Here is a 20,100-nt window from a genome sequence, read left to right on the forward strand (position 1 = left end):
TGCTCTACAAATCAGGAACCGTTTATGAGCGCCTCCCAATCTGCAACGGCAGACCTTGAAGGTGCCAGACCGATCTGCTCGTCGAACTTCAGCACTTACGACGAGCAACTCTTTCCCTTCCGCGGACGAATTCAATGATTACCCTCTCATATTACCTCTTACCCACCCTGGTCGTTGTCGCTTTGATCTTGCTCGGCATGAGCATCAGGATTCTCCGGCAATATGAGCGGGCGGTCGTGTTTACCCTCGGCAAATTCCAGCGCGTCAAAGGGCCGGGCCTCGTCCTGCTGATCCCCTTCGTCCAGGAAATGGTCCGCGTCGATCTGCGCATCCAGGTCGTCGAAATTCCAAGCCAGGATGTGATCTCCCACGACAACGTGTCGATGAAGGTCGATGCGGTGCTGTACTTCAATGTGATCAATCCCGAACGGGCGATCATCCAGGTTCAACGCTATTTGTCGGCGACGACGATGCTGGCCCAGACGACGTTGCGGGCGGTGCTCGGTCAGCACGAGCTCGACGAGATGCTGTCCGAACGCAAGAAGCTGAGCACGGACGTGCAAAGTATCCTCGATACGCAGACGGAAGCCTGGGGCATCAAAGTCAGCAATGTCGAAATTAGAACGGTCGAACTCACCGACAATATGGTGCGGGCCATCGCCAAGCAGGCCGAGGCCGAGCGCGACCGGCGCGCCAAGGTCATTCACGCGGAAGCCGAATTCCAGGCGTCGCAGACCCTCGTCAATGCCGCCAAGATCTTGTCGAGCATTCCGGCTGCCATGCAGTTGCGCTACCTGCAGACCCTGACGGAGATCGGCGCCGAACAGAACTCGACCGTCGTATTTCCAATGCCGATCGACATCATCAAGCCGTTCCTCGACATCGTCGACAAGGTCGCAAAACCCTCCGGCGCGAATGGGGGCCTGACGACCCCGATCAGCCCCAACGCCGGGCTTGTCCTGACGAACGGCAGCGCGAACCACACCAAGTAGAGGCAATCTCCTGGCGGTCGGAGCGCCGGAAGCCGAAAGCATCGAGCGACCCAGTTCGACGACGAGGGACATCATGCGGCGCTTGATTGCGGGAAACTGGAAGATGCATGGCCTGGCCGCACAGCTGGCCGAGATCGAGGCGATCGCCGCTTCCGTCGCTGCCACGCCGCCAAAAGCCGACACGCTGATCTGCGTGCCTGCAACCCTGATCTCTCGCGCTGTGCAGACCGCCTCAGGCCGCGTCCCCCTCGGCGGGGAAGATTGCCACGCGGCGGTCGAGGGGGCGTTTACGGGCGATACCAGTGCCGAGATGCTGAAGGATGCGGGGGCCTCCGCAGTCATCGTCGGCCATTCGGAACGGCGGCATTATCACGGCGAGACCGACGCAGCCGTGGCCGCAAAGGCAACGGCGGCATGACGTGCGGGCCTCCTGGCCATCATCTGCATCGGCGAGAATGAAGCGGAACGGCGGGACGGTCTGGCCTTGTCGGTATGCGGCGATCAGATTGCCGGCAGCGTGCCCGAGACTCTGGTCCACCCCGGCATACTGGCAATCGCTTATGAGCCTCTCTGGGCGATCGGCACCGGGCACATGCCGGCTGCGAACGAGATCGTGGAGATGCACGCACACATCCGCCAATGCCTCGCAAAGCGCTTCGGGGCTGCCACTGGGGAAAAGATACGGATCCTCTATGGCGGATCGGTCAAACCCGCCAATGCGCGGGAGATCCTGGCACTGCCGGACGTTGGCGGCGCTTTGGTCGGCGGGGCAAGCCTGCATGCCGCGGATTTCAACGCGATCATCCGCGCGGCTGAGTAGTTTCCGATCCTGTCCCACGGCAGCAGCCGAAGCGTAGCTTGTCCCGCCTGGAGCGGATTCACGTGCGGGCGTTCTTCTCGGACCGTCGCGAGGGCCCAGGCGGCGTGCCCATCGAGACGGCGTGAGCGCAAACCTTACGCCGCCCAAGCCCTTTTGCCCATGAATATTCGAGGAGCACCCATGGCGACGCCCAACAAAGATGAGGCCATGGCGCGCGATGCCAAATCGGATCCCAAGGTCAAGGCCGCCGACGATCTGAAGACTCTCCCCCTGCCGGAGGTCGAGAAAAGGCTGGGATCGTCGTCGGACGGGCTCACGCAGTCGGAGGCCGAAAAGCGGCTGACCCAATACGGGCAGAATGAGATTGCCGAGAAAAAAACCAATCTCATCTTCAAGTTCCTGTCGTACTTCTGGGGCCCGATCCCTTGGATGATCGAAGTTGCGGTCATCCTCTCGGGGGTCGTCCGGCACTGGCCGGATTTCTTCATCATTCTCCTGTTGCTCGTTGCGAATGCCTGCGTCGGATTTTGGGAAGAACGTCAGGCCGGCAATGCCATCGAGGCGCTGAAGGCGAAGCTCGCGATCAAGGCCAGGGTCAAGCGGGATGGCAAATGGGTCACCCCGGCAGCGCGGGACCTGGTGCCGGGCGACGTCATCCGCCTGCGTCGGGGTGATATCGTGCCGGCTGACGCCCGTTTGCTCGACGGTGATGAGATCTCGGTCGATCAGTCGGCGCTGACGGGAGAATCGCTCCCGGCCACGCGGAAATCCGGCGACGCCGTGTTTTCTGGTTCGATCCTGCGCCGTGGTGAGATCGGCGCGTTGGTCTATGCGACGGGCACAAAGACCTATTTCGGCAAGACGGCGGAACTGGTCGAGACGGCCGTCACGGTCAGTCATTTCCAGAAGGCCGTCCTGAAGATCGGCAATTACCTGATCGTTCTGGCGGTGGTCCTGGTGGCGGTGATCATCGCGGTGGCGCTCTACCGCGGCGACCCAATCCTTTCGACCTTGCAGTTTGCTTTGGTGCTGACGGTCGCGGCGATCCCCGTTGCGATGCCGACCGTTCTGTCCGTTACCATGGCGGTCGGCGCGCGGCTGCTCGCCAAGAAGCAGGCGATCGTGAGCCGCCTCGTCGCCATCGAGGAACTCGCTGGCGTCGATATGCTCTGCGCCGACAAGACCGGGACGCTCACGCAGAACAAGCTGACACTGGGGGACCCGTTCAGCGTCGGCGATATGGCTGCCGATCAGGTGATCCTGAATGCCGCGCTCGCGTCGCGCTCCGACAATGACGACACCATCGATCTTGCCGTCCTGGGCGGCGTCAAGGACGACAAGCTCCTGCACGGCTACAATGTCGTTCATTTCACGCCGTTCGATGCCGTGCACAAGCGGACCGAAGCGACCGTCAAATCCGAGGACGGAAGCACCTTCAAGGTGGCGAAGGGTGCTCCTCAGGTCATTCTGGAGATGTCGGACAATGCCGCAGCCGTGAAGACCGCCGTCGACGCGGCGGTCAATGGGTTTGCGGCACGCGGCTTTCGTGCGCTTGGCGTGGCCCGCACCGACGGCGACGGCAAGTGGCAACTTGTCGGCGTCCTGCCGCTCTTCGATCCGCCGCGCGAGGACGCCAAGGCGACGGTCGCAACCGCGCGCCAGATGGGCGTGAAGATCAAGATGGTGACCGGCGATGCGCTCGCGATTGCCCGCGAGACCGCCAAGACGCTGGACATGGGCGCCGATATCCTCGACGGCGCGGGCCTCGGCGACGCCAAGCATGACGAAACCCCGGCGGTCGCCAAATCCATCGAGGACGCGGACGGCTTCGCCCAGGTGTTCCCCGAGCATAAGTTCCACATCGTGGATGTGTTGCAGAAGCGGGGGCACATCGTCGGCATGACGGGCGACGGCGTGAACGATGCCCCCGCGCTGAAGAAGGCCGACTGCGGGATCGCCGTGTCCGGGGCGACGGATGCGGCGCGAGCGGCAGCTTCGATCGTGCTGCTGACCCCCGGCCTGTCGGTGATCATCGACGCGATCCAGGAGAGCCGCCGGATCTTCCAGCGCATGAACAGCTATGCGATCTACCGGATCGCCGAGACGCTGCGCGTCCTGTTCTTCATGACGCTCGCCATCCTGGTCTTCAACTTCTACCCGCTCACGGCGGTCATGATCGTCATGCTGGCGTTGCTCAACGACGGCGCGATCCTGTCGATCGCCTATGACAACGTCCAGTACAGGAATGCGCCGGAAGCCTGGAACATGCGCCTCGTTCTCGGCGTGTCCACAGTCCTGGGCGTGCTTGGCGTCGTGGCGGCTTTCGGCCTGTTCTACCTCGGCGAGCGCGTGTTTCATCTCGACCGGCCGCACATCCAAACCCTGATGTATTTGAAGCTTTCGGTTGCCGGACATCTGACAATCTTTCTGACGCGGACGCGTGGGCCGTTCTGGTCCATTCGTCCCGCCAAGATCCTTTGGATGGCGGTGCTCGGAACCCAGACCGTCGCGACCTTGATTGCGATCTTCGGGTTTGGTCTGGTGACACCGCTGGGCTGGTATTGGGCGCTGCTGGTTTGGGGCTATGCCCTCGCCTGGGCTCTCGTGAACGACCGCGCGAAATTGCTCACCTACAGGCTTCTCGACGACGTCAAAGCTGAAGAGAAGCCCGCCGCAGAAGAAAAACCGCGCCTGGCTAGCAAGAGTGTCAGCACGCCCGCGGCGTCGGACAAGACGGGACCGAGGGCTACGACCAACGTCTCTTCCGATGCTCACCCCAAGCCGGACCCCGTCGTCAAAGTCGGCGCGCCGCCTGATGTCAAAGCCGAGTCGCACCCAAAGACCGACCTCCTGTCCGAGTTCCAGTCCAAGATAGGAACCCCTGCCAATTCAAACCTGGCCACGCTGATCGACACAAAGCTCGGGGACATCATCTTGGAGGCCGTCCTCAAAGATCCAGACGTCGCAGGGCACATCGTGGCCAAGGCCATTGCCGAGGCTGAGGCATCCGCCGCGGGTCGCTCCCAGGACGCCAAGAGCGGATCGCCGCCGGATGCAACGCCGCAAGCTGCCGAATGAATGCCGATCTATCTGCGCGCATGAGCGACGGGTCACAGACGACGACCGATGCGGCGCGCGCCGCGAAAGGAACGACAATGAAAATCCATTCGAAAGATTTCCGCGTCCGCGAAGGCGACGAAGTTGACCTCAAGAAATGGCCGACGATCACCGATCCGATCTGCAAATCGAGTGAGGAGTACAGACAGCTTCTGGCGGAGCATGTGGATCGGCTGAGCGCTTTGCAGCAATTGCACTACGCCTCGAATCGCTATGCCGTACTCCTGATTTTCCAGGCCATGGATGCGGCCGGAAAGGATGGCGCGATCAGGCACGTCATGTCGGGCGTCAATCCCCAGGGGTGCCAGGTCTTCAGTTTCAAGCACCCGAGCGCGGCCGAATTGGAACACGACTTTCTCTGGCGCACCACCCGCGATCTGCCGGAACGAGGACGGATCGGCATCTTCAACCGCTCCTACTACGAGGAGGTGCTGGTGGTCCGCGTGCACCGTGACATCCTTCTCAGCGAGGGACTGCCCGACGCGCCCCGTCACGACAGCAAGCTCTGGCACGACCGCTACCGCTCCATCGTCGATCTGGAGAAGCACCTGCACGCGAACGGCACCCGCATCGTCAAGTTCTTCCTCCATCTATCGAAGGACGAGCAGTGCCAGCGGTTTCTGGCCCGGATCGACGAGCCGGACAAGAATTGGAAATTCAGCCTCGCTGATGTGGAGGAACGGAAGTTCTGGAAGCAATACCGAACCGCCTATGAGGAATGCCTCAGCGCAACCAGTACCGAGCATTCACCCTGGTATGTCGTGCCAGCGGACGACAAGGAGAACGCCCGGCTGATCGTCTCTCAGATCGTGCTCGACACATTAGACGGGCTCAAGATGAGCTACCCCGAAGTGAGCGTCGAGCGGGAGCAGCAACTCCAGGCCATCCGGCACGAGTTGATCCATTGAGGTATCCCGGAAGCTGGCATTCGGATCGTAGGTGTTTCCGAACCTGGCGCCGCATCAAGGTCGATAATAGCTCCTTGTACGCTGAAGTGACGGCATTCCCATCTGCAGGGCAGCCGACCGCTCACCCACTGTCCCGGCAACGTAATGAAGGAACCGAACGATGACCTCAGGCGCACCCAGGGCCCTTAACGAGCTCGGCCAAAGCCTGTGGCTCGACAACATCACCCGCGATCTGCTCGATAGCGGGAGGCTGCAGGGCTACATCGATGACTTGTCGGTGACCGGGCTGACCTCCAATCCGACGATCTTCGATCACGCCATCTCGCGCAGTGCCGCCTATGACGTGGAGATCCACCGCCAACTGGATGCGGGCCAGTCGGGTGAGGAATTGTTCTTCAACCTCGCCGTTCAAGACCTCACCCGTGCGGCCGACCTGTTCGCACCTGTCCATGCGCGAACCGGCACGGTGGACGGGTTCGTGTCGCTGGAAGTTTCGCCGCTGCTCGCCTACGACACGCGAGCCACCGTCGCGCAAGCCAAGGCGCTGCACGCCCAGGCAAACAGGCCCAATCTATTCATCAAAATCCCCGGCACCACGGAAGGTCTGCAGGCGATCGAGCAAGCGATCTTCGCCGGCGTTCCGGTGAACGTGACCCTGCTGTTCTCCACCGTCCAGTACAAGGCTGCTGCCGATGCCTATCTGAAGGGCTTGGAGCGGCGTGTCGCCGCCGGCCTGTCGCCCGATGTGCGATCGGTCGCGTCGCTGTTCGTCAGCCGGTGGGACCGCGCCGTGACGGCGCAGCTGCCCGCCGCGATGCGCAACACACTCGGCATCGCGGTCAGCCGTCAGGCCTACAAGGCCTATCGCGACGTGCTGGAGAGCGATCGATTCCAGCGCTTGGAGAATGTCGGCGCTCGCGCGCAGCGGCTGCTGTTTGCCAGCACCGGGACGAAGGACAAGCATGCGTCGGACACATTGTACATCTCTGGTCTTGCCGCACCCAATACGGTGAACACGATGCCGGAGGAGACGCTGCTCGCCTTCGCCGATCATGGCGCGGCCCCTCACACGCTCCCGCGCGACGGAGGCGATGCGGACGTGGTGCTGGCCGCTCACGCGAAGGCGGGTATCGACCTGACCGCATTGGCGGCAAAGTTGCAATCCGACGGAGCCAAGGGCTTCGTCGAGTCCTGGTACGAGCTGCACGGCGCAATCGACGCCAAGAGCAGGGTTTTGGCCTGATTTCGGAGACTGCTCATGACCGCTCTTGCCGCTCTCCCGTCCTGGCAGGCGCTCTCCGCCCACTACGCTCGTATCAAGGACGCGCATCTGCGTAGTCTGTTCGCTGACGACCCCGGGCGGGCAGAGCGCTTCTCGGCTGAGGGTGCTGGCCTGTTCCTCGACTACTCAAAGAACCGCCTCACCGACGAGACGCTGCGGCTCCTGCTTGCGCTGGCGGCTGAGCGCGGCGTGGCCGAGCGGCGCGATGCGATGTTTGCGGGCGAAACGATCAACACGACCGAACGTCGTGCCGTGCTGCACGTGGCGCTGCGCGCCCCGCGCGGAACCCGTATCGAGGTCGACGGCACCGATGTCGTGCCTGAGGTGCACAAGGTGCTCGACGCGATGGCTGATTTCGCCAACCGCCTGCGGAGCGGGGCATCAACCGGGCACACTGGCAAACGCATCCGCAACGTCATCAATATCGGCATCGGCGGGTCCTTTTTGGGTCCCGAAATGGCCTATCGCGCGCTACGGCCGTTCAGCGACCGGTCGATGACCTTCCGCTTCGTCGCCAACGTGGATGGGGCGGATTTGACGGAAGCCACCCAGGACCTGGACGCGGCGGAGACGCTGTTCATCGTGGCGTCCAAAACCTTCACCACGCTGGAAACGATGACCAACGCGGCCGCGGCACGCGAATGGCTGGTGCGAAAGCTCGGCACGGACGCGGCCGTTGCAAAACATTTCGCCGCGGTCTCCACCAACATCGGATCCGCTACCGAGTTCGGCATCACGCCGGCCAATATCTTCGGCTTCTGGGACTGGGTGGGCGGCCGCTACTCGATGGACAGCGCGATCGGCCTGTCCACCATGATCGCGGTCGGGCCCGATCACTTCCGAGCCATGCTCGGCGGCTTCCACGCCATGGACGAACATTTCCGCCGCGCCCCCGCCGCAAGCAACCTGCCGATGCTGCTTGGACTTCTAACGATATGGTACGACAACTTCTTCGGCGCGCAGACGATCGGCATTATGCCCTACGCGGCGCACCTCGCCCGCTTTCCCGCTTATCTCCAGCAGTTGCAGATGGAGAGCAACGGCAAGCACGTCGGCTTCGATGGCGGCGTCGTGGATTACCAAACCGGCCCCATCATCTGGGGCGAGCCCGGCACGGACGGCCAGCACTCATTCTACCAGCTTCTGCATCAGGGCACGAAGCTGGTCCCCTGCGACATGATCGGGTTCTGCCAGCCGCTGAGCCCGCTCACTGACCAGCACGATCTTTTGATGGCGAACCTGTTCGCGCAGGCAGAGGCGCTCGGCTTCGGCAAGACCGCGGAAGAGCTGAAGGCGGAAGGCTCGCCCGACTTCCAGACGCCGTTCCGCGTGACGGAGGGCAACCGGCCGACCAACATGATTCTGGCCGATAGGCTCGATCCCGCCTCGCTCGGCAGCCTGGTGGCGCTCTATGAGCACAGCGTGTTCACGCAAGGGGCGATCTGGGCAATCGACAGCTTCGACCAATGGGGTGTCGAACTGGGCAAGGTCTTGGCCAGCCACATCATCCCGGAATTGGATCGCGACGTTCAGCCAACGCTGAGCCACGACTCCTCCACCAACGCGCTGATCAATCGCTACAGGCGGATGCGCAGATGACCGACGACGCGGTTCGCTTCAAACAGCAGGCTGGGATCGAGGCCGCGGCGCTGGTCGAATCCGGCATGGTGGTCGGACTGGGCACCGGTTCTACGGCGATTTTCGCCACTCGCCGTGTCGCAGAGCGACTGCATTCGGGCGAACTCTGCAACATCGTCGCGATCGCCACCTCCCACGCCACCGACGCTGCGGCGCGAGAACTTGGCATTCCGATGCTGACAGACGACATCCCCCGCGAGATCGACATCACCATCGACGGTGCCGATGAAGTTGACCCTTCGCTGGACCTCATCAAAGGCGGTGGTGGCGCGTTGCTTCGCGAGAAGATCGTGGCACAGGCCAGTCGGCGGCAGGTGATCGTGGTCGATGAGAGCAAGCTATCGCCCAGGCTCGGCACGCATTGGCCGCTGCCGGTGGAGGTCTTGGAGTTCGGCTGGCGTTCGCAAAAACGGTTCCTTGAACGCCTCGGCGCGGTTGTCACCCCGCGCAAAAACAATGGCGACCTCTATCGTACCGATCAAGGCAACATGATCCTCGACAGCCGCTTTGGCCCTTTCATTCACGATGTCCCTGTCCTCGCCCAGGGACTCGGTGCAAGGGCCGGCATCATCGAACACGGCCTTTTTATTGGCATCGCGCAAGACCTGATCGTGGCAGGCGTGAGCGGGGTGCGACACATGCGGCGCGGCTCGAGTGCCGCGGTGCATGTTTGACGTCACTGTCCTGGATTGCCGCCTCGGCGTGTCGCCCGTCTTGGCGAGGGTCCATTGCGGTGCCGATTAACAGCCTGCCGCCGCACCTGAGTAGTTTCCGAGCCTATCCGCTCAGAACAACTGCCGCATAACTGGGTGAATTCCTCCGCCTGGGCAAACCTCCATTCCGACCTCATTCAACTCAATGCGCATAGGGCAAGCTCAGACGCGGCGACCTGAACACAGCCAAGGTGCCGATCCATGATAACCCAGAGGCAGTCCGCCGCCCACACCGAGCGCCCCAGGACGCTGACTGCGGTCATCTTCGACGTCGATGGCGTCCTGCTCGCATCGCCTCATGAGCAAGCCTGGCGTGAGGCGCTTGAGGGATTCGCGGAGCCGGACCGTTTCACAACGGCCATGTACCAGGCTCAGGTCGCGGGCAAGCCGCGCCTCGCCGGCGCTCTGGCGGCCCTGGAGGCCCTCGGGGTGCCAGATGCGGCGCGGCAGGTCGCCGTCTACGCCGAGCGGAAGCAGAAGCGCTTGGAGGCGTTGATCGCCGCCGGACACGTGAAGGCGTTCCCCGATGCGCTGCGTTTCGTTGTGGCGATCCGCGCGTTGGGATGGCCCATGGCGGTCGCCTCCTCCTCGAAGAACGCCAACGGTATGATGCGGACGATCCGTCTACCGTCCGGCGAGAGCCTGTTCGACGTGTTCGGCGCCAATGTCTGCGGGCGCGATCTGAAAAAGGGCAAGCCGGACCCGGAGATCTTCCTCCTGGCGGCCGAGGCGCTGCACATCGCCCCGGCGCACTGTGTCGTCATTGAGGATGCGCCCGCCGGGATCGCGGCGGCCAGGGCCGGCGCGATGGGGGCGCTCGGGGTCGCCCGCCACGACGACGCGGCCCTGCTCCACGCGGCGGGTGCCGATCTCGTGGTGACGAGCCTCGACGCCGTTGCGGTCGACGCCTTGGCCGGCGGGCGGCTCTGCCAGGTGCCGGCATGACCCAGCCGAAAACCCTTGAACAGCTGCTCGCGCCGACGGGCGACCCTGCCTGGGTGTTGATCGAGGAGGGCTTCGATCCGCTACGCGAAACCAGCGTCGAATCACGGTTCGCAATCAGCAACGGGTTCCTCGGCGTCAGAGGTGTGCGGGCGACGACCCGCGGCACCCGCTGGGTGGCGCCGGCCCGCACCTATGTGGCGGGCCTGTTCGATACGCCCGACACCACCTACGCGACGCCAGGGCTCGTTCCCGCCGCGGATTGGTTGCAGATCCGTCTTCTGGTGAATGGCGAACCGCTGGTGCAGCACCCCGGCGAGGTTCGCTCCCACCGGATGACGCTCGACCTGCGGCGAGGCGCCCTGCTCAGCGAAAGCAGCGGGTTGACGAGGGCGGACCTCAACGTGCATCTCAAGACCTTGCGTCTGGTCTCGATGAGCGAGCGCGCGCTTGGACTGCAACTGATTGAGATGACTGTCGAGGCCGGCGTGGTCGATGTCACGGTCGAGGCCTCGTTCGAAGGCGTTGGGTTGGGATTGTTGAGCGACCGTTTGGATCAGGATCTCGGCGTGTGGCATACCGCCCATTCCGGCAAAGGGCTCGCGATGGCAACCGCGGCGGCGCTCCAGATCGACGGCCGCGATGTTCCGGCCACGGCGCTCGGCCCGTTCAAATTGACCTGGTCATGGACGACGCAGCCCGGTCAGGCCGTGAGTTTTCAGCGCTCGGTTGCCATCGCGCGCGGCGACGTCAAAGATGTCGATCCGGGCCACGAAGCTCGGGACCAGCTCGACCGTGGGCAACGGATCGGCTGGCGCGGCGTGCTCGTCGCTCACGAGGCGGCCTGGTCCTCTCGCTGGCAGCGCAGCGACGTCACGGTCGAGGGTGATGCCAAGGCGCAGAAGGCGCTCCGCTTTGCGCTCTACCACCTGAACAGCGCGGCCAATCCCGGTGACGAGCGCGTCTCCATCGGGGCGCGCGCGCTGACCGGCGACGACTATCGTGGTCATGTGTTCTGGGACACCGAGATCTTCCTCCTCCCGTTCTACACCCTGACCTGGCCCGAGGCGGCACGCGCGCTGCTGATGTATCGCTTTCACACCCTCGACGCGGCGCGCGCGAAGGCCACCGGAATGGGCTATCGCGGCGCCTTCTACGCCTGGGAATCGGCCGACACCGGGGACGAGATGACGCCGACGCAGGCGGTGGGTCCGGATCGTAAGATCATCAAGATCCTGTGTGGCACGCAAGAACAGCACATCAGCGCCGACGTCGCCTATGCGGTCTGGTATTATTGGCAGGCGACCGGCGACGAGGCGTTCCTGCTCGACGCCGGCGCCGAGATCGTCCTGGAAACCGGGCGGTTCTGGGCGAGCCGTGCTCAGCCCGAGGCGGACGGATTGTGCCACATCCGCGGCGTCATCGGTCCCGACGAGTATCACGAACACATCGACGACAATGCCTTCACCAACGTCATGGCGCGCTGGACGATCCGCCGCGCGCTCGATGTCGCAGCCTTGCTGCGGAAGCATTGGCCGGATCGCTGGGCCAGCCTGGCCCAACGCCTGAAGCTCAACGAGGTCGAGCTCAAGCAGTGGCAGAACGTGGCGGACGTGATCGCAACCGGGCTCGATCCGACAACCGGTCTGTTCGAGCAGTTCGCCGGCTATTTCGCCCTTGAGGACATCGATCTCGCGCTTTACGCGGGTCGCTCGGTGCCGATGGACGTGGTGCTCGGGCGCGAGCGGACGCAGCAATCACAGGTGGTCAAGCAGGCCGACGTCGTCGCGCTTCTGGGGTTGCTGCCGGAGGAGTTCGCAGGCACCAGCGGGGTAGCGAACTTTCGCTACTACGACCAACGATGCAGCCACGGCAGCTCTCTCAGCCGGGCCATGCACGGGCTCGCGGCGGCTCGGCTGGGGCAGTCCGATGTGGCGCTGCGCTACTTTCTGGAGACCGCCGACATCGATCTCTCGGACACGAAGGTGGCGATCGACGGCGGCGTGCATATCGCGGCGCTTGGGGGAATCTGGATGGTGGCGGTCTTCGGTTTCGGAGGGCTGACAATCCGTGACGACGGCATCGCCATCGATCCGCACTTGCCGGCGAGCTGGCTCAGACTCGCCTTCAGCCTCCAGTGGCGTCGCAGCCACCTGAAGGTCAGAATCGAACAGGCCAGGACGTTGATCGAGGCGACACTGGAGAGTGGCGAGCCAATGACGATTTTTATTGGCGGGGAGCCTTATGAGCTCCGACCTGGCAGTCCGGTGCGCAGAAGCGCCGAGGCAGCCCTCAATTGACGTCCATCGACGAAGCGTAGTCGCCGCGTCGCGCCGCTACGTTGCAGTGTGCCCGGTGGTACAGGGCGCGCTGCGCCGGGACGACATTCGACGCCTCGCCGCGCCAGATCTTTAGTGCCGGCTGCTGGATGGCGCGGGCGTAAGAGAAGGCGAGAGCCCAGGGTAACGGCGTTGCCCATTCCTTGGAGCGGCGGTTCATTGCGTTGAGACGCGCCGATGCGAGTTTCGCGGACTGGCCGCCCGACAGGAAGGCAATTCCGGGAACGGCGGCCGGAACCGTATGCAATAGGACGCGAACCGTCGCGTCAGCCACCTCTTCCACGGATTTCTGCTGAACACTGCTTAACCCCGGAAGGACCATGTTCGGCTTGAGGATCAGGCCCTCCAGCATCACGCCTTGCAGGTGAAGCTGCGCGAACACCGTCAGCAGAACCTGCTCGGTCGTGGCACCGCATCGCTCCATCGTATGATCGCCGGCCATCAGCACCTCCGGCTCCACGATCGGGACCAGTCCGACCTCCTGGCATAGGGCCGCATAGCGGGCTAAAGCCTGCGCATTGGTCTCGATGCAGGCCTGGGTCGGCAGGCCGTCCCCGAGCGCAATGACGGCGCGCCACTTGGCGAAGCGGGCGCCCATATCGAAATACGCCTTGAGTCGGTCGCGTAAACCGTCGAGCCCTTCGGTGATCGTCTCGCCGAGATGACCCGCCAGATCCTTGGCGCCGATGTCGACCTTGATGCCGGGAATGATGCCGGCCTCTTGGATGACTTCGAGAAAGGGCGTGCCATTCTTTTTGCTCTGCCGGATGGTCTCGTCGTAGAGGATCACGCCGCTGATGCATTCGCCGAGATGGGGCGTCGTCACGATCAGTTCGCGATAGGCGCGCCGCGCCTCCTCGGTCTGAGGAATACCCTGCTGGGCGAAGCGCTTGTTGCAGGTGCCGTTGCTCTCGTCCATCGCCAGCAGGCCCTTGTCGCCTGCCACCAAGGCTCGTGCCGTGTCTGCCAGAGTTCGCGCGCTCATGTGGCAGTGCCCCACGTCCAGTTCACGATCTCCGGCATGTCCTTGCCGTGCCGGTCGATGTAGTGCTTGTGCGCGATCAACCTGTCCTTGACGAACTGCTTGAGATAGGCCCCGCGACTACCCAAATGCGGTAGACGATCCACCACATCCTGCACGAGGTGATAGCGGTCGAGGTCGTTCTGCACCCGCATGTCGAAGGGCGTCGTGATCGTGCCCTCTTCCTTGTAGCCGCGCACATGCAGGTTGCGGTTGGCGCGGCGGTAGGTCAGCCGGTGGATGAGCCACGGATAGCCGTGGTAGCCGAAGATGATGTGCTTATCCTTGGTGAACAACGAATCGTAGTCCGTGTCGCTCAGCCCGTGCGGATGCTCGCTTTCGGGCTGCAGGCGCATCAGGTCGACGACGTTGATCACCCGGATCTTCAGCTCGGGGAGATGCTCACGCAGGATCGAGACGGCCGCCAGGATTTCCAGCGTTGGCGTGTCGCCGCAGCAAGCCATCACCACATCGGGTTCACCGTCCTGATCGTTGCTGGCCCATTGCCAGATGCCGAGCCCTTGCGTGCAATGCACGACGGCCGCTTCCATGGTGAGCCATTGCGGCAGCGCGTGCTTGCCGGCTACCACAACGTTGACGTAGTGCCGGCTGCGAAGGCAGTGGTCGAAGACCGACAGTAGGCAGTTGGCGTCCGGCGGCAGGTAGACCCGCACGATGTCCGCCTTCTTGTTCACCACGTGGTCGATGAAGCCGGGGTCCTGGTGCGTGAACCCGTTGTGGTCCTGTTGCCAGACGTGGGAGGCAAGCAGGTAGTTCAGCGAGGCGATATCGCGGCGCCAGGGCAGCTCCTTCGTCACCTTCAGCCATTTGGCGTGCTGGCTGAACATCGAGTCGACGATGCGAATGAAGGCCTCGTAGCTGTTGAAAAGCCCATGCCGTCCAGTTAGAAGGTAGCCCTCCAGAAACCCTTCGCACTGGTGCTCGCTCAGCATGGAATCGACGACCCGGCCGTCGGGCGCGAGGAACTCGTCCATGCTCTCCGTTCGGGCGTCCCACTGCCGGTCGGTGACCTCGAAGACGGCCCCGAGCAGGTTCGAGAGCGTCTCGTCCGGGCCGAAGATGCGGAAGTTCCGTTTCTCCTGGTTCAGCTTGGCGACATCGCGCAGGAAATGACCCAGCACGAGCGTGTCCTGGCCCATGACGGCACCGGGCGCAGGAACAGTTACGGCATGATCGCGAAAGTCCGGCATGCGCAGGTCGCGCAGGAGCAGGCCGCCGTTGGCGTGCGGATTGGCGCCCATGCGGCGGTCACGCTTCGGCGCCAAGTCGGCCAGTTCGGGGATGAGGCGTCCGGATTGGTCGAACAGTTCCTCGGCCTTGTAGCTCTGCATCCAGCTTTCGAGCAAGGCCACGTGCTCCGGATGCTGCTCGTCGACGAGGAGCGGCACCTGGTGAGCGCGCGAAGTCCCTTCGATCCTCAGCCCGTCGACGACCTTTGGGCCGGTCCAACCCTTCGGCGAACGAAGCACGATCATGGGCCAGCGCGGTCGGGCGGTGGATGCGTCGGCGCGTGCAGTCTTCTGAATAAGTCGGATCTGCTCGACGGCCTTCTCAACTGTAGTGGCCATCAGTTCATGCATCGTGTCCGGGTCGTCGCCCTCCACGAAGAGCGGGGTCCAGCCGCAGCCTCGAAAGAACTGTTCCAGTTCCTCGTGCTCGATGCGGGCAAGGATCGTCGGATTGTTGATCTTGAAGCCGTTGAGATGAAGGATTGGCAGCACCGCCCCGTCCGACACCGGGTTGAGCAGCTTGTTCGACTGCCAGGCCGTGGCCAGCGGGCCGGTCTCGGCTTCGCCGTCGCCGACCACGCAGGCGACGATCAGGTCGGGATTGTCGAAGACGGCCCCGAAGGCGTGGCTTAACGAATAGCCGAGTTCGCCTCCTTCGTGAATGGACCCCGGCGTTGTCGGCGCGACGTGGCTCGAGATTCCACCCGGAAACGAGAACTGCGTGAACAGCTTCTTCATCCCGGCCTCGTCCTGGCTGATGTCGGGGTAGATCTCGCTGTAGGTGCCTTCGAGATAGGTGTTGCCGACCAGCGCCGGGCCGCCGTGACCGGGTCCCGCGATGTAGAACATGTCGAGGTCGTATTTCTTGATCACCCGGTTCAAGTGCACGTAGATGAAGTTCTGCCCCGGGGTCGTGCCCCAATGGCCGACCACGAGAGGTTTCACATGCGCCAGCGTCAGAGGCTCGCGCAGCAACGGGTTGTCGTAGAGGTAGATCTGCCCCACCGAGAGGTAGTTGGCGGCACGCCAGTAGGCGTTCATCTTGCGCATTTCGCCGGAACCCAATGTCCCGCGCTTGTCCGGAATTCGATCACCGGCGGTGCTGACCGGCGGCTCACGCGTGAGGGTTGGTGCGTCCATGTCGGGTGGATCCTTAAGGGGTTCGGCGCGCTCGCCGCGTGTCATGTTTGGGGTGAAGCGCGCGCACGAGGATGGCTGGCGCTTCGAATCGAGATGCGGCTCACGCCCTGATCGCGACGTTCTGACCGAAGGTTGGCGTTCTGCGATCGAAGCCGAGCTCATCTATTTCGGCTTAAACGGCGATCGCACCGAAGGTCCGGAGCACAGGGTCGGCCTTGACCCCGGCAAAGGCAAGTTCGGAAACTACTCACATGTCCCGTGACGCCGGACGGACATCCGTAAAGATGCCCACCCGGCAGAGTTGCAGATGCCTCTCATGCAAACAGCAATGACAGCCCCAGCGGCGGGTTTAGTTTGCCGCGAGATGGGTTTTCCAATAACCATCCACCTTCTGGCTGGCTGCGGTATATTGCTCAGGCGTGAGGAACTGATTGTGCTTAACCTGCGGGGCGCCATCCATGGTGCTCTTGGCACTGTCGAGGACCAGAATACTCATGTTCGGGCTTGCCTTGATGTCCGTCCAAGGAACCGGAACGTAGTTCTGGTCGATGCCGAAAATCCCGCCCCGTGCGATGATCAGATAGGCGATCTTTCCAGTGGTCGGGCTCAGGATCAGGTCATCGACACTGCCGAGCTCCTCATCTTTTTTGTTGCGGAGCTCCGTGCCGATCAACTCGTCCGAACGCATGGCGGAGGTCTTGTCCGTCACCGGCTGCGCAGCATCAATCTGCTGCCGCATCCAGCCCTTGCCGTCGACCATCTCGGATTTGCCGTTACGCATGTCCAAAGCATATTGGTTGTAGATCACGTTGGTCGTCGAGAGAAGATCCTCGCAGCGCTGTTGCTGACCTTGCCGGGCAAGGATATTGGCGGAGGCTAGAAGATTTCGGACCTCGTATCCCGGCCTTGCGTTCTGGTAGCCGATGCCGACAGGCGGTCGGTAGCCACCCATCCCGTAGCCGTCGTAGCCATAACCAAGTCCCCATCCACCGGCAGGGTATCCGTATCCGTAACCGGCGCCGCCCAGCTGAAAGCCATCCTTGTCGATCTTGGCGTTGAAGGCGCGGAGGTCCTGTAGGCACGCGTCTGCCGGCTTCGCCGCGGAAGCATTGTTTTGATCGGCCGCGGGAGTTGCCGCCGCGGTACTACTTGCGATCGCCTCAGCCGCGAGCGTGGGATCGGGAAGGCCGAGAGAAAGGCATCCCACAATGGAACTGAACAGAACAATATGTTTCATGGCTTTCACTCTGGTTGTTGGACCAAGGAATTCGATCTTCCTCAAGCTGGATCTCGCGGCATCGAGGAAACAGGTTCGGAAACTACTCAGACGTCCGCCTCAGCATCGACCATCAGACGGGTTCGAGGACTTCGGCCTGGTGATGCAGATCGACTTGCGACGATCCTGCGGTCCCGAGGATCACCTTGGCCCGGGACATCTCCTCCTTGGTTCCGCGCGCCATCACCAGGAAGCTGTCCGCCGCCAATGCCGCCTCATAGCTGAGGACGCTGTCCTTCGGGATGCCGGCGCTGTAGAGCGCTGCGCCAAGCGCACTGAGCCCGCCGACGACTGCGGCGGTCTCGACGGCTGAGACTGCGGCAGTGGCAAGATATCCAAGCACGACGACGTGACCCACGACCGGAATGGTCAAGAAGAGGCCACCGAAGAAGAGGCCCCAGAGCCCGCCCCAATAGGCCCCGCGCGTGCCCCAGAACCGGACGCGGTCGCCCATGTTGTAGAAGCCTGTCACCTTCTCGTCGGTGTGATACCCCTTGCCGACGATGCTCAGGTCTTTCATCGGAAAGCCGGCCGCGGCCAGTTTCTTCACAGCGCCTTCTGCCGCGAGATGATCGGCAAAGACGCCGACAGCCGCATCATAGTGGTCCATAGTCCTGACTTTCGAACGAGAGGAGGGAACGTGCCGTTGCCTTGCTGGCGATCACGCGGCCGAGAAGGCCCGCATTGCTCAGCCTTCACGTGGAGCGCACTGCCGGATCCACGTTAAGGAGTTTGAGCCTTGCCCGGCAGGTTCGGGATCTACTCAAGCCGTGCCCTGAGCGATCACGACGAACGCCGCTCGTCGCCGAAGACTCAACCGCAACCATCGGTCCATCGGCCGGCATGGCCGAGCGGTCCGGATCTGGAGCCATGGGTGTCACGTGGGGAGATAGGCAAGCGGTTGAGTAGTTTCCGAGCCTCTATTCCGTATCATCCAGCGCCTATCGTTGGACGCCGACAATCGGGTCGTTTTTTTCGCAACATCGAGGTGTCCCTTGTCCCATTCCATGAGACTCAACCAGGTCTCGGCTGGTGAAGACGTGCTGGAACCAGGCGTTGCAGGTGCGACACGGCTGGAAGGCGCGCTGAGTTTCCGGATCCCCTTCGAATTGTTGTTCGATGCGTCCGCAGAAGATGCAGACCTCCTCCGGATCGATCGGGAGAAGACCGGAGCTGGATCCGCCAAGAGTCACCGCGCTTCCTGTCCGGGAGGGGATGACGCGGACATCGCGGCGGCGGCGGCCGTGCGTTTCGCCTGGCATGACGTGGACCCTGGCTATGCGGTTCTGATGAAGGTCGACAAGGGATGGGTCACCCTGAGCGGGCGTGTCGATCAGACCTTCAAAAAGGTTGCCGCCGAAATGGATGTCCTCCGGGTGCCCGGCGTGGCCGGCGTGACAAACACGATCGTTGGTCCGGCGGACGTTGTCGCTCGGCGCTGTCGCGATGTGATCCCGCATGACGCGGGCCGTGATGTCGGCCAAAACTTTGTCCGGGCCGGAGCATAAGTGGCGCTGGTGCGCTATTTCCTCGATGCCGAGTTCAACGGTTTCGGCGGCCAGCTCATCTCCATAGCGCTCGTGCCCCAGGATCCGCACTCAGCAGTCTTCTACGAAGCGCTGCCGTGCGCAGCGCCTGAGCCCTGGGTTGCAGCGCATGTCCTCCCGGTCCTCCGGACGACACCAACCTCGCGTCCCGCGATGATCGCCAAGCTGGCCGCGTATCTCAGCAGCGATCCGGAACCGGTGGTGGTGGCAGACTGGCCCGAAGACATTGCCCATCTGGCGCTGCTGATGGTCACAGGTCCGGGGTATCGCTTGGCCTCGCCCCGGCTGATGTTCGAATTGCTCGACCTGCCGCTCTTCAATTCCGAGGCGCTCAGCGAGGTGCCGCACAACGCCCGTCACGACGCAGCCGCGTTGCGGACCTACGTTCTGGCGGAACAGCGCTGACGCCTCGTTCGCGATGGACGAGCCGTTCGCCCGGCACCCCTTGGCGTCTCGGGCCCGGGTGGGTACGAACGGGTCCGTCCTGAGGCGACGATTGAGTAGTTTCCGAGCCTGACGGCCTCAGTCGCCGGGCCATATCTTGGGTCCAACAGGCGCTGGCAAGGGCCTCCGCCTCCTGCTCGGTGACCCGCCATGAGCTTCCCCATAGTCAAGACGAAACGCCCTGTCGCATTGCTTGGGCCTGAGTTCGGACCCTTCCTCTACGCTCCAATCGGCCACGAAGAAAACGGGATGACGCTCAGCCTTCTGTCCACGCTGGCACGACGGAACCTCGATCCTTGGCAAGAGGCCGCCGAACTCGCGGCTTTGCCGGTCGAGGTCGCAACGAACCGACTTGCAGCAGTCATTTCGGGAATGCCTGGTGTGGCTCAGCGACTTGATGCCGGTATGACTGCCCATCGCCTGATGAAGCTTCTCCCGCAGCTGACCAGTTCGACGGCATCCCGCAGCGCGACAGTCCACGACGCCGTTGGGCTGACAACCTCCTGGCTCGTCATATGGGCGATCACGATGGGTTTAATCATGGGCGTGCAGGCTATTGCCGGGAGCCAACAGCCGTCCGTGCAAACAGCCGGCTCCCAGGCTTCAACGACGGTTGCGGTCCCGCCACTCAAGCAGCCGCTTGCCTCCGGCCAATGAGCGTCCGTTAGCCT

15 protein-coding genes and 1 pseudogene are annotated in these 20,100 nt (G+C 63.1%); 12 read left to right on the forward strand and 4 right to left on the reverse strand.

The window, feature by feature from the left end; genetic code table 11:
• Positions 1–134 precede the first annotated feature (134 nt).
• From M8523_RS27750 to M8523_RS27790, 9 genes and pseudogenes are all read left to right on the forward strand, one after another.
• Positions 135–992, forward strand: coding sequence for a slipin family protein (locus M8523_RS27750; protein ID WP_282588129.1), 858 nt, complete (start codon positions 135–137; stop codon positions 990–992).
• Positions 993–1,065: 73 nt separating this feature from the next.
• Positions 1,066–1,812 (forward strand): annotated as a pseudogene (gene tpiA / locus M8523_RS27755) (triose-phosphate isomerase).
• Between the two features lie 180 nt (positions 1,813–1,992).
• Entirely contained in the window at positions 1,993–4,890 is a 2,898-nt protein-coding gene (locus M8523_RS27760) for a plasma-membrane proton-efflux P-type ATPase (RefSeq protein ID WP_282588130.1), read from the forward strand.
• 77 nt (positions 4,891–4,967) lie between these two features.
• Positions 4,968–5,837 carry an ADP-polyphosphate phosphotransferase gene (locus tag M8523_RS27765; RefSeq protein ID WP_282588131.1) on the forward strand — a complete coding sequence of 290 codons (870 nt, stop codon included), beginning with the start codon at positions 4,968–4,970 and terminating at the stop codon, positions 5,835–5,837.
• Positions 5,838–5,997: 160 nt separating this feature from the next.
• Positions 5,998–7,080, forward strand: coding sequence for a transaldolase (gene tal / locus M8523_RS27770; protein ID WP_282588132.1), 1,083 nt, complete (start codon positions 5,998–6,000; stop codon positions 7,078–7,080).
• Between the two features lie 15 nt (positions 7,081–7,095).
• Positions 7,096–8,718: a glucose-6-phosphate isomerase gene (pgi, locus tag M8523_RS27775; RefSeq protein ID WP_282588133.1), complete on the forward strand. Its 1,623-nt coding sequence runs from the start codon at positions 7,096–7,098 to the stop codon at positions 8,716–8,718.
• Positions 8,715–9,431 (forward strand): ribose-5-phosphate isomerase RpiA, encoded by a 717-nt coding sequence (gene rpiA, locus M8523_RS27780; RefSeq protein ID WP_282588134.1) that lies wholly within the window; start codon positions 8,715–8,717, stop codon positions 9,429–9,431. The genes pgi and rpiA overlap by 4 nt, the downstream gene beginning before the upstream one ends.
• Positions 9,432–9,671: 240 nt before the next feature.
• A complete protein-coding gene (locus M8523_RS27785) occupies positions 9,672–10,415 on the forward strand; it encodes an HAD family hydrolase (protein WP_282588135.1) in 744 nt (247 codons plus the stop codon).
• A complete protein-coding gene (locus M8523_RS27790) occupies positions 10,412–12,712 on the forward strand; it encodes a glycoside hydrolase family 65 protein (protein WP_282588136.1) in 2,301 nt (766 codons plus the stop codon). Before M8523_RS27785 ends, M8523_RS27790 begins: the two co-directional genes overlap by 4 nt.
• Here M8523_RS27790 and M8523_RS27795 read toward each other — a convergent pair.
• The 4 genes from M8523_RS27795 to M8523_RS27810 form a co-directional block, all read right to left on the reverse strand.
• On the reverse strand, positions 12,705–13,736 hold the full coding sequence (locus M8523_RS27795) for a class I fructose-bisphosphate aldolase (RefSeq protein ID WP_282588137.1): 1,032 nt from the start codon (positions 13,734–13,736) through the stop codon (positions 12,705–12,707). The genes M8523_RS27790 and M8523_RS27795 overlap by 8 nt on opposite strands.
• A complete protein-coding gene (locus tag M8523_RS27800) occupies positions 13,733–16,162 on the reverse strand; it encodes a phosphoketolase family protein (RefSeq protein ID WP_428351466.1) in 2,430 nt (809 codons plus the stop codon). The genes M8523_RS27795 and M8523_RS27800 overlap by 4 nt, the downstream gene beginning before the upstream one ends.
• Before the next feature lie 349 nt (positions 16,163–16,511).
• Positions 16,512–17,399, reverse strand: coding sequence for a PRC-barrel domain-containing protein (locus tag M8523_RS27805; RefSeq protein WP_282588138.1), 888 nt, complete (start codon positions 17,397–17,399; stop codon positions 16,512–16,514).
• Between the two features lie 112 nt (positions 17,400–17,511).
• Positions 17,512–18,048 (reverse strand): general stress protein, encoded by a 537-nt coding sequence (locus tag M8523_RS27810; RefSeq protein WP_282588139.1) that lies wholly within the window; start codon positions 18,046–18,048, stop codon positions 17,512–17,514.
• A 397-nt stretch (positions 18,049–18,445) separates the two neighbouring features.
• Between M8523_RS27810 and M8523_RS27815 the strand changes: the two genes are divergently transcribed.
• The 3 genes from M8523_RS27815 (at position 18,446) to M8523_RS27825 (ending at position 20,086) form a co-directional block, all read left to right on the forward strand.
• Positions 18,446–18,946, forward strand: coding sequence for a BON domain-containing protein (locus tag M8523_RS27815; RefSeq protein WP_282588140.1), 501 nt, complete (start codon positions 18,446–18,448; stop codon positions 18,944–18,946).
• The gene (locus M8523_RS27820) at positions 18,947–19,390 is read left to right on the forward strand and encodes a hypothetical protein (RefSeq protein WP_282588141.1); all 444 of its coding nucleotides are present in this window, start codon (positions 18,947–18,949) and stop codon (positions 19,388–19,390) included. It begins immediately after the preceding gene.
• A 189-nt stretch (positions 19,391–19,579) separates the two neighbouring features.
• The gene (locus tag M8523_RS27825) at positions 19,580–20,086 is read left to right on the forward strand and encodes a hypothetical protein (RefSeq protein WP_282588142.1); all 507 of its coding nucleotides are present in this window, start codon (positions 19,580–19,582) and stop codon (positions 20,084–20,086) included.
• The last annotated feature ends 14 nt before the right edge of the window (positions 20,087–20,100 follow it).

This window comes from Lichenifustis flavocetrariae (genome assembly GCF_026130545.1).
Taxonomy (GTDB): domain Bacteria; phylum Pseudomonadota; class Alphaproteobacteria; order Rhizobiales; family Beijerinckiaceae; genus Lichenihabitans; species Lichenihabitans flavocetrariae.

Excerpts from the sequence above, each read along its gene's own strand:
- M8523_RS27750 (WP_282588129.1), top strand. The coding sequence starts at position 135 with ATGATTACCCTCTCATATTACCTCTTACCCACCCTGGTCGTTGTCGCT.
- M8523_RS27760 (WP_282588130.1), top strand. The coding sequence starts at position 1,993 with ATGGCGACGCCCAACAAAGATGAGGCCATGGCGCGCGATGCCAAATCG.
- M8523_RS27765 (WP_282588131.1), top strand. The coding sequence starts at position 4,968 with ATGAAAATCCATTCGAAAGATTTCCGCGTCCGCGAAGGCGACGAAGTT.
- tal (WP_282588132.1), top strand. The coding sequence starts at position 5,998 with ATGACCTCAGGCGCACCCAGGGCCCTTAACGAGCTCGGCCAAAGCCTG.
- pgi (WP_282588133.1), top strand. The coding sequence starts at position 7,096 with ATGACCGCTCTTGCCGCTCTCCCGTCCTGGCAGGCGCTCTCCGCCCAC.
- rpiA (WP_282588134.1), top strand. The coding sequence starts at position 8,715 with ATGACCGACGACGCGGTTCGCTTCAAACAGCAGGCTGGGATCGAGGCC.
- M8523_RS27785 (WP_282588135.1), top strand. The coding sequence starts at position 9,672 with ATGATAACCCAGAGGCAGTCCGCCGCCCACACCGAGCGCCCCAGGACG.
- M8523_RS27790 (WP_282588136.1), top strand. The coding sequence starts at position 10,412 with ATGACCCAGCCGAAAACCCTTGAACAGCTGCTCGCGCCGACGGGCGAC.
- M8523_RS27795 (WP_282588137.1), bottom strand. The coding sequence starts at position 13,736 with ATGAGCGCGCGAACTCTGGCAGACACGGCACGAGCCTTGGTGGCAGGC.
- M8523_RS27800 (WP_428351466.1), bottom strand. The coding sequence starts at position 16,162 with ATGGACGCACCAACCCTCACGCGTGAGCCGCCGGTCAGCACCGCCGGT.
- M8523_RS27805 (WP_282588138.1), bottom strand. The coding sequence starts at position 17,399 with ATGAAACATATTGTTCTGTTCAGTTCCATTGTGGGATGCCTTTCTCTC.
- M8523_RS27810 (WP_282588139.1), bottom strand. The coding sequence starts at position 18,048 with ATGGACCACTATGATGCGGCTGTCGGCGTCTTTGCCGATCATCTCGCG.
- M8523_RS27815 (WP_282588140.1), top strand. The coding sequence starts at position 18,446 with ATGAGACTCAACCAGGTCTCGGCTGGTGAAGACGTGCTGGAACCAGGC.
- M8523_RS27825 (WP_282588142.1), top strand. The coding sequence starts at position 19,580 with ATGAGCTTCCCCATAGTCAAGACGAAACGCCCTGTCGCATTGCTTGGG.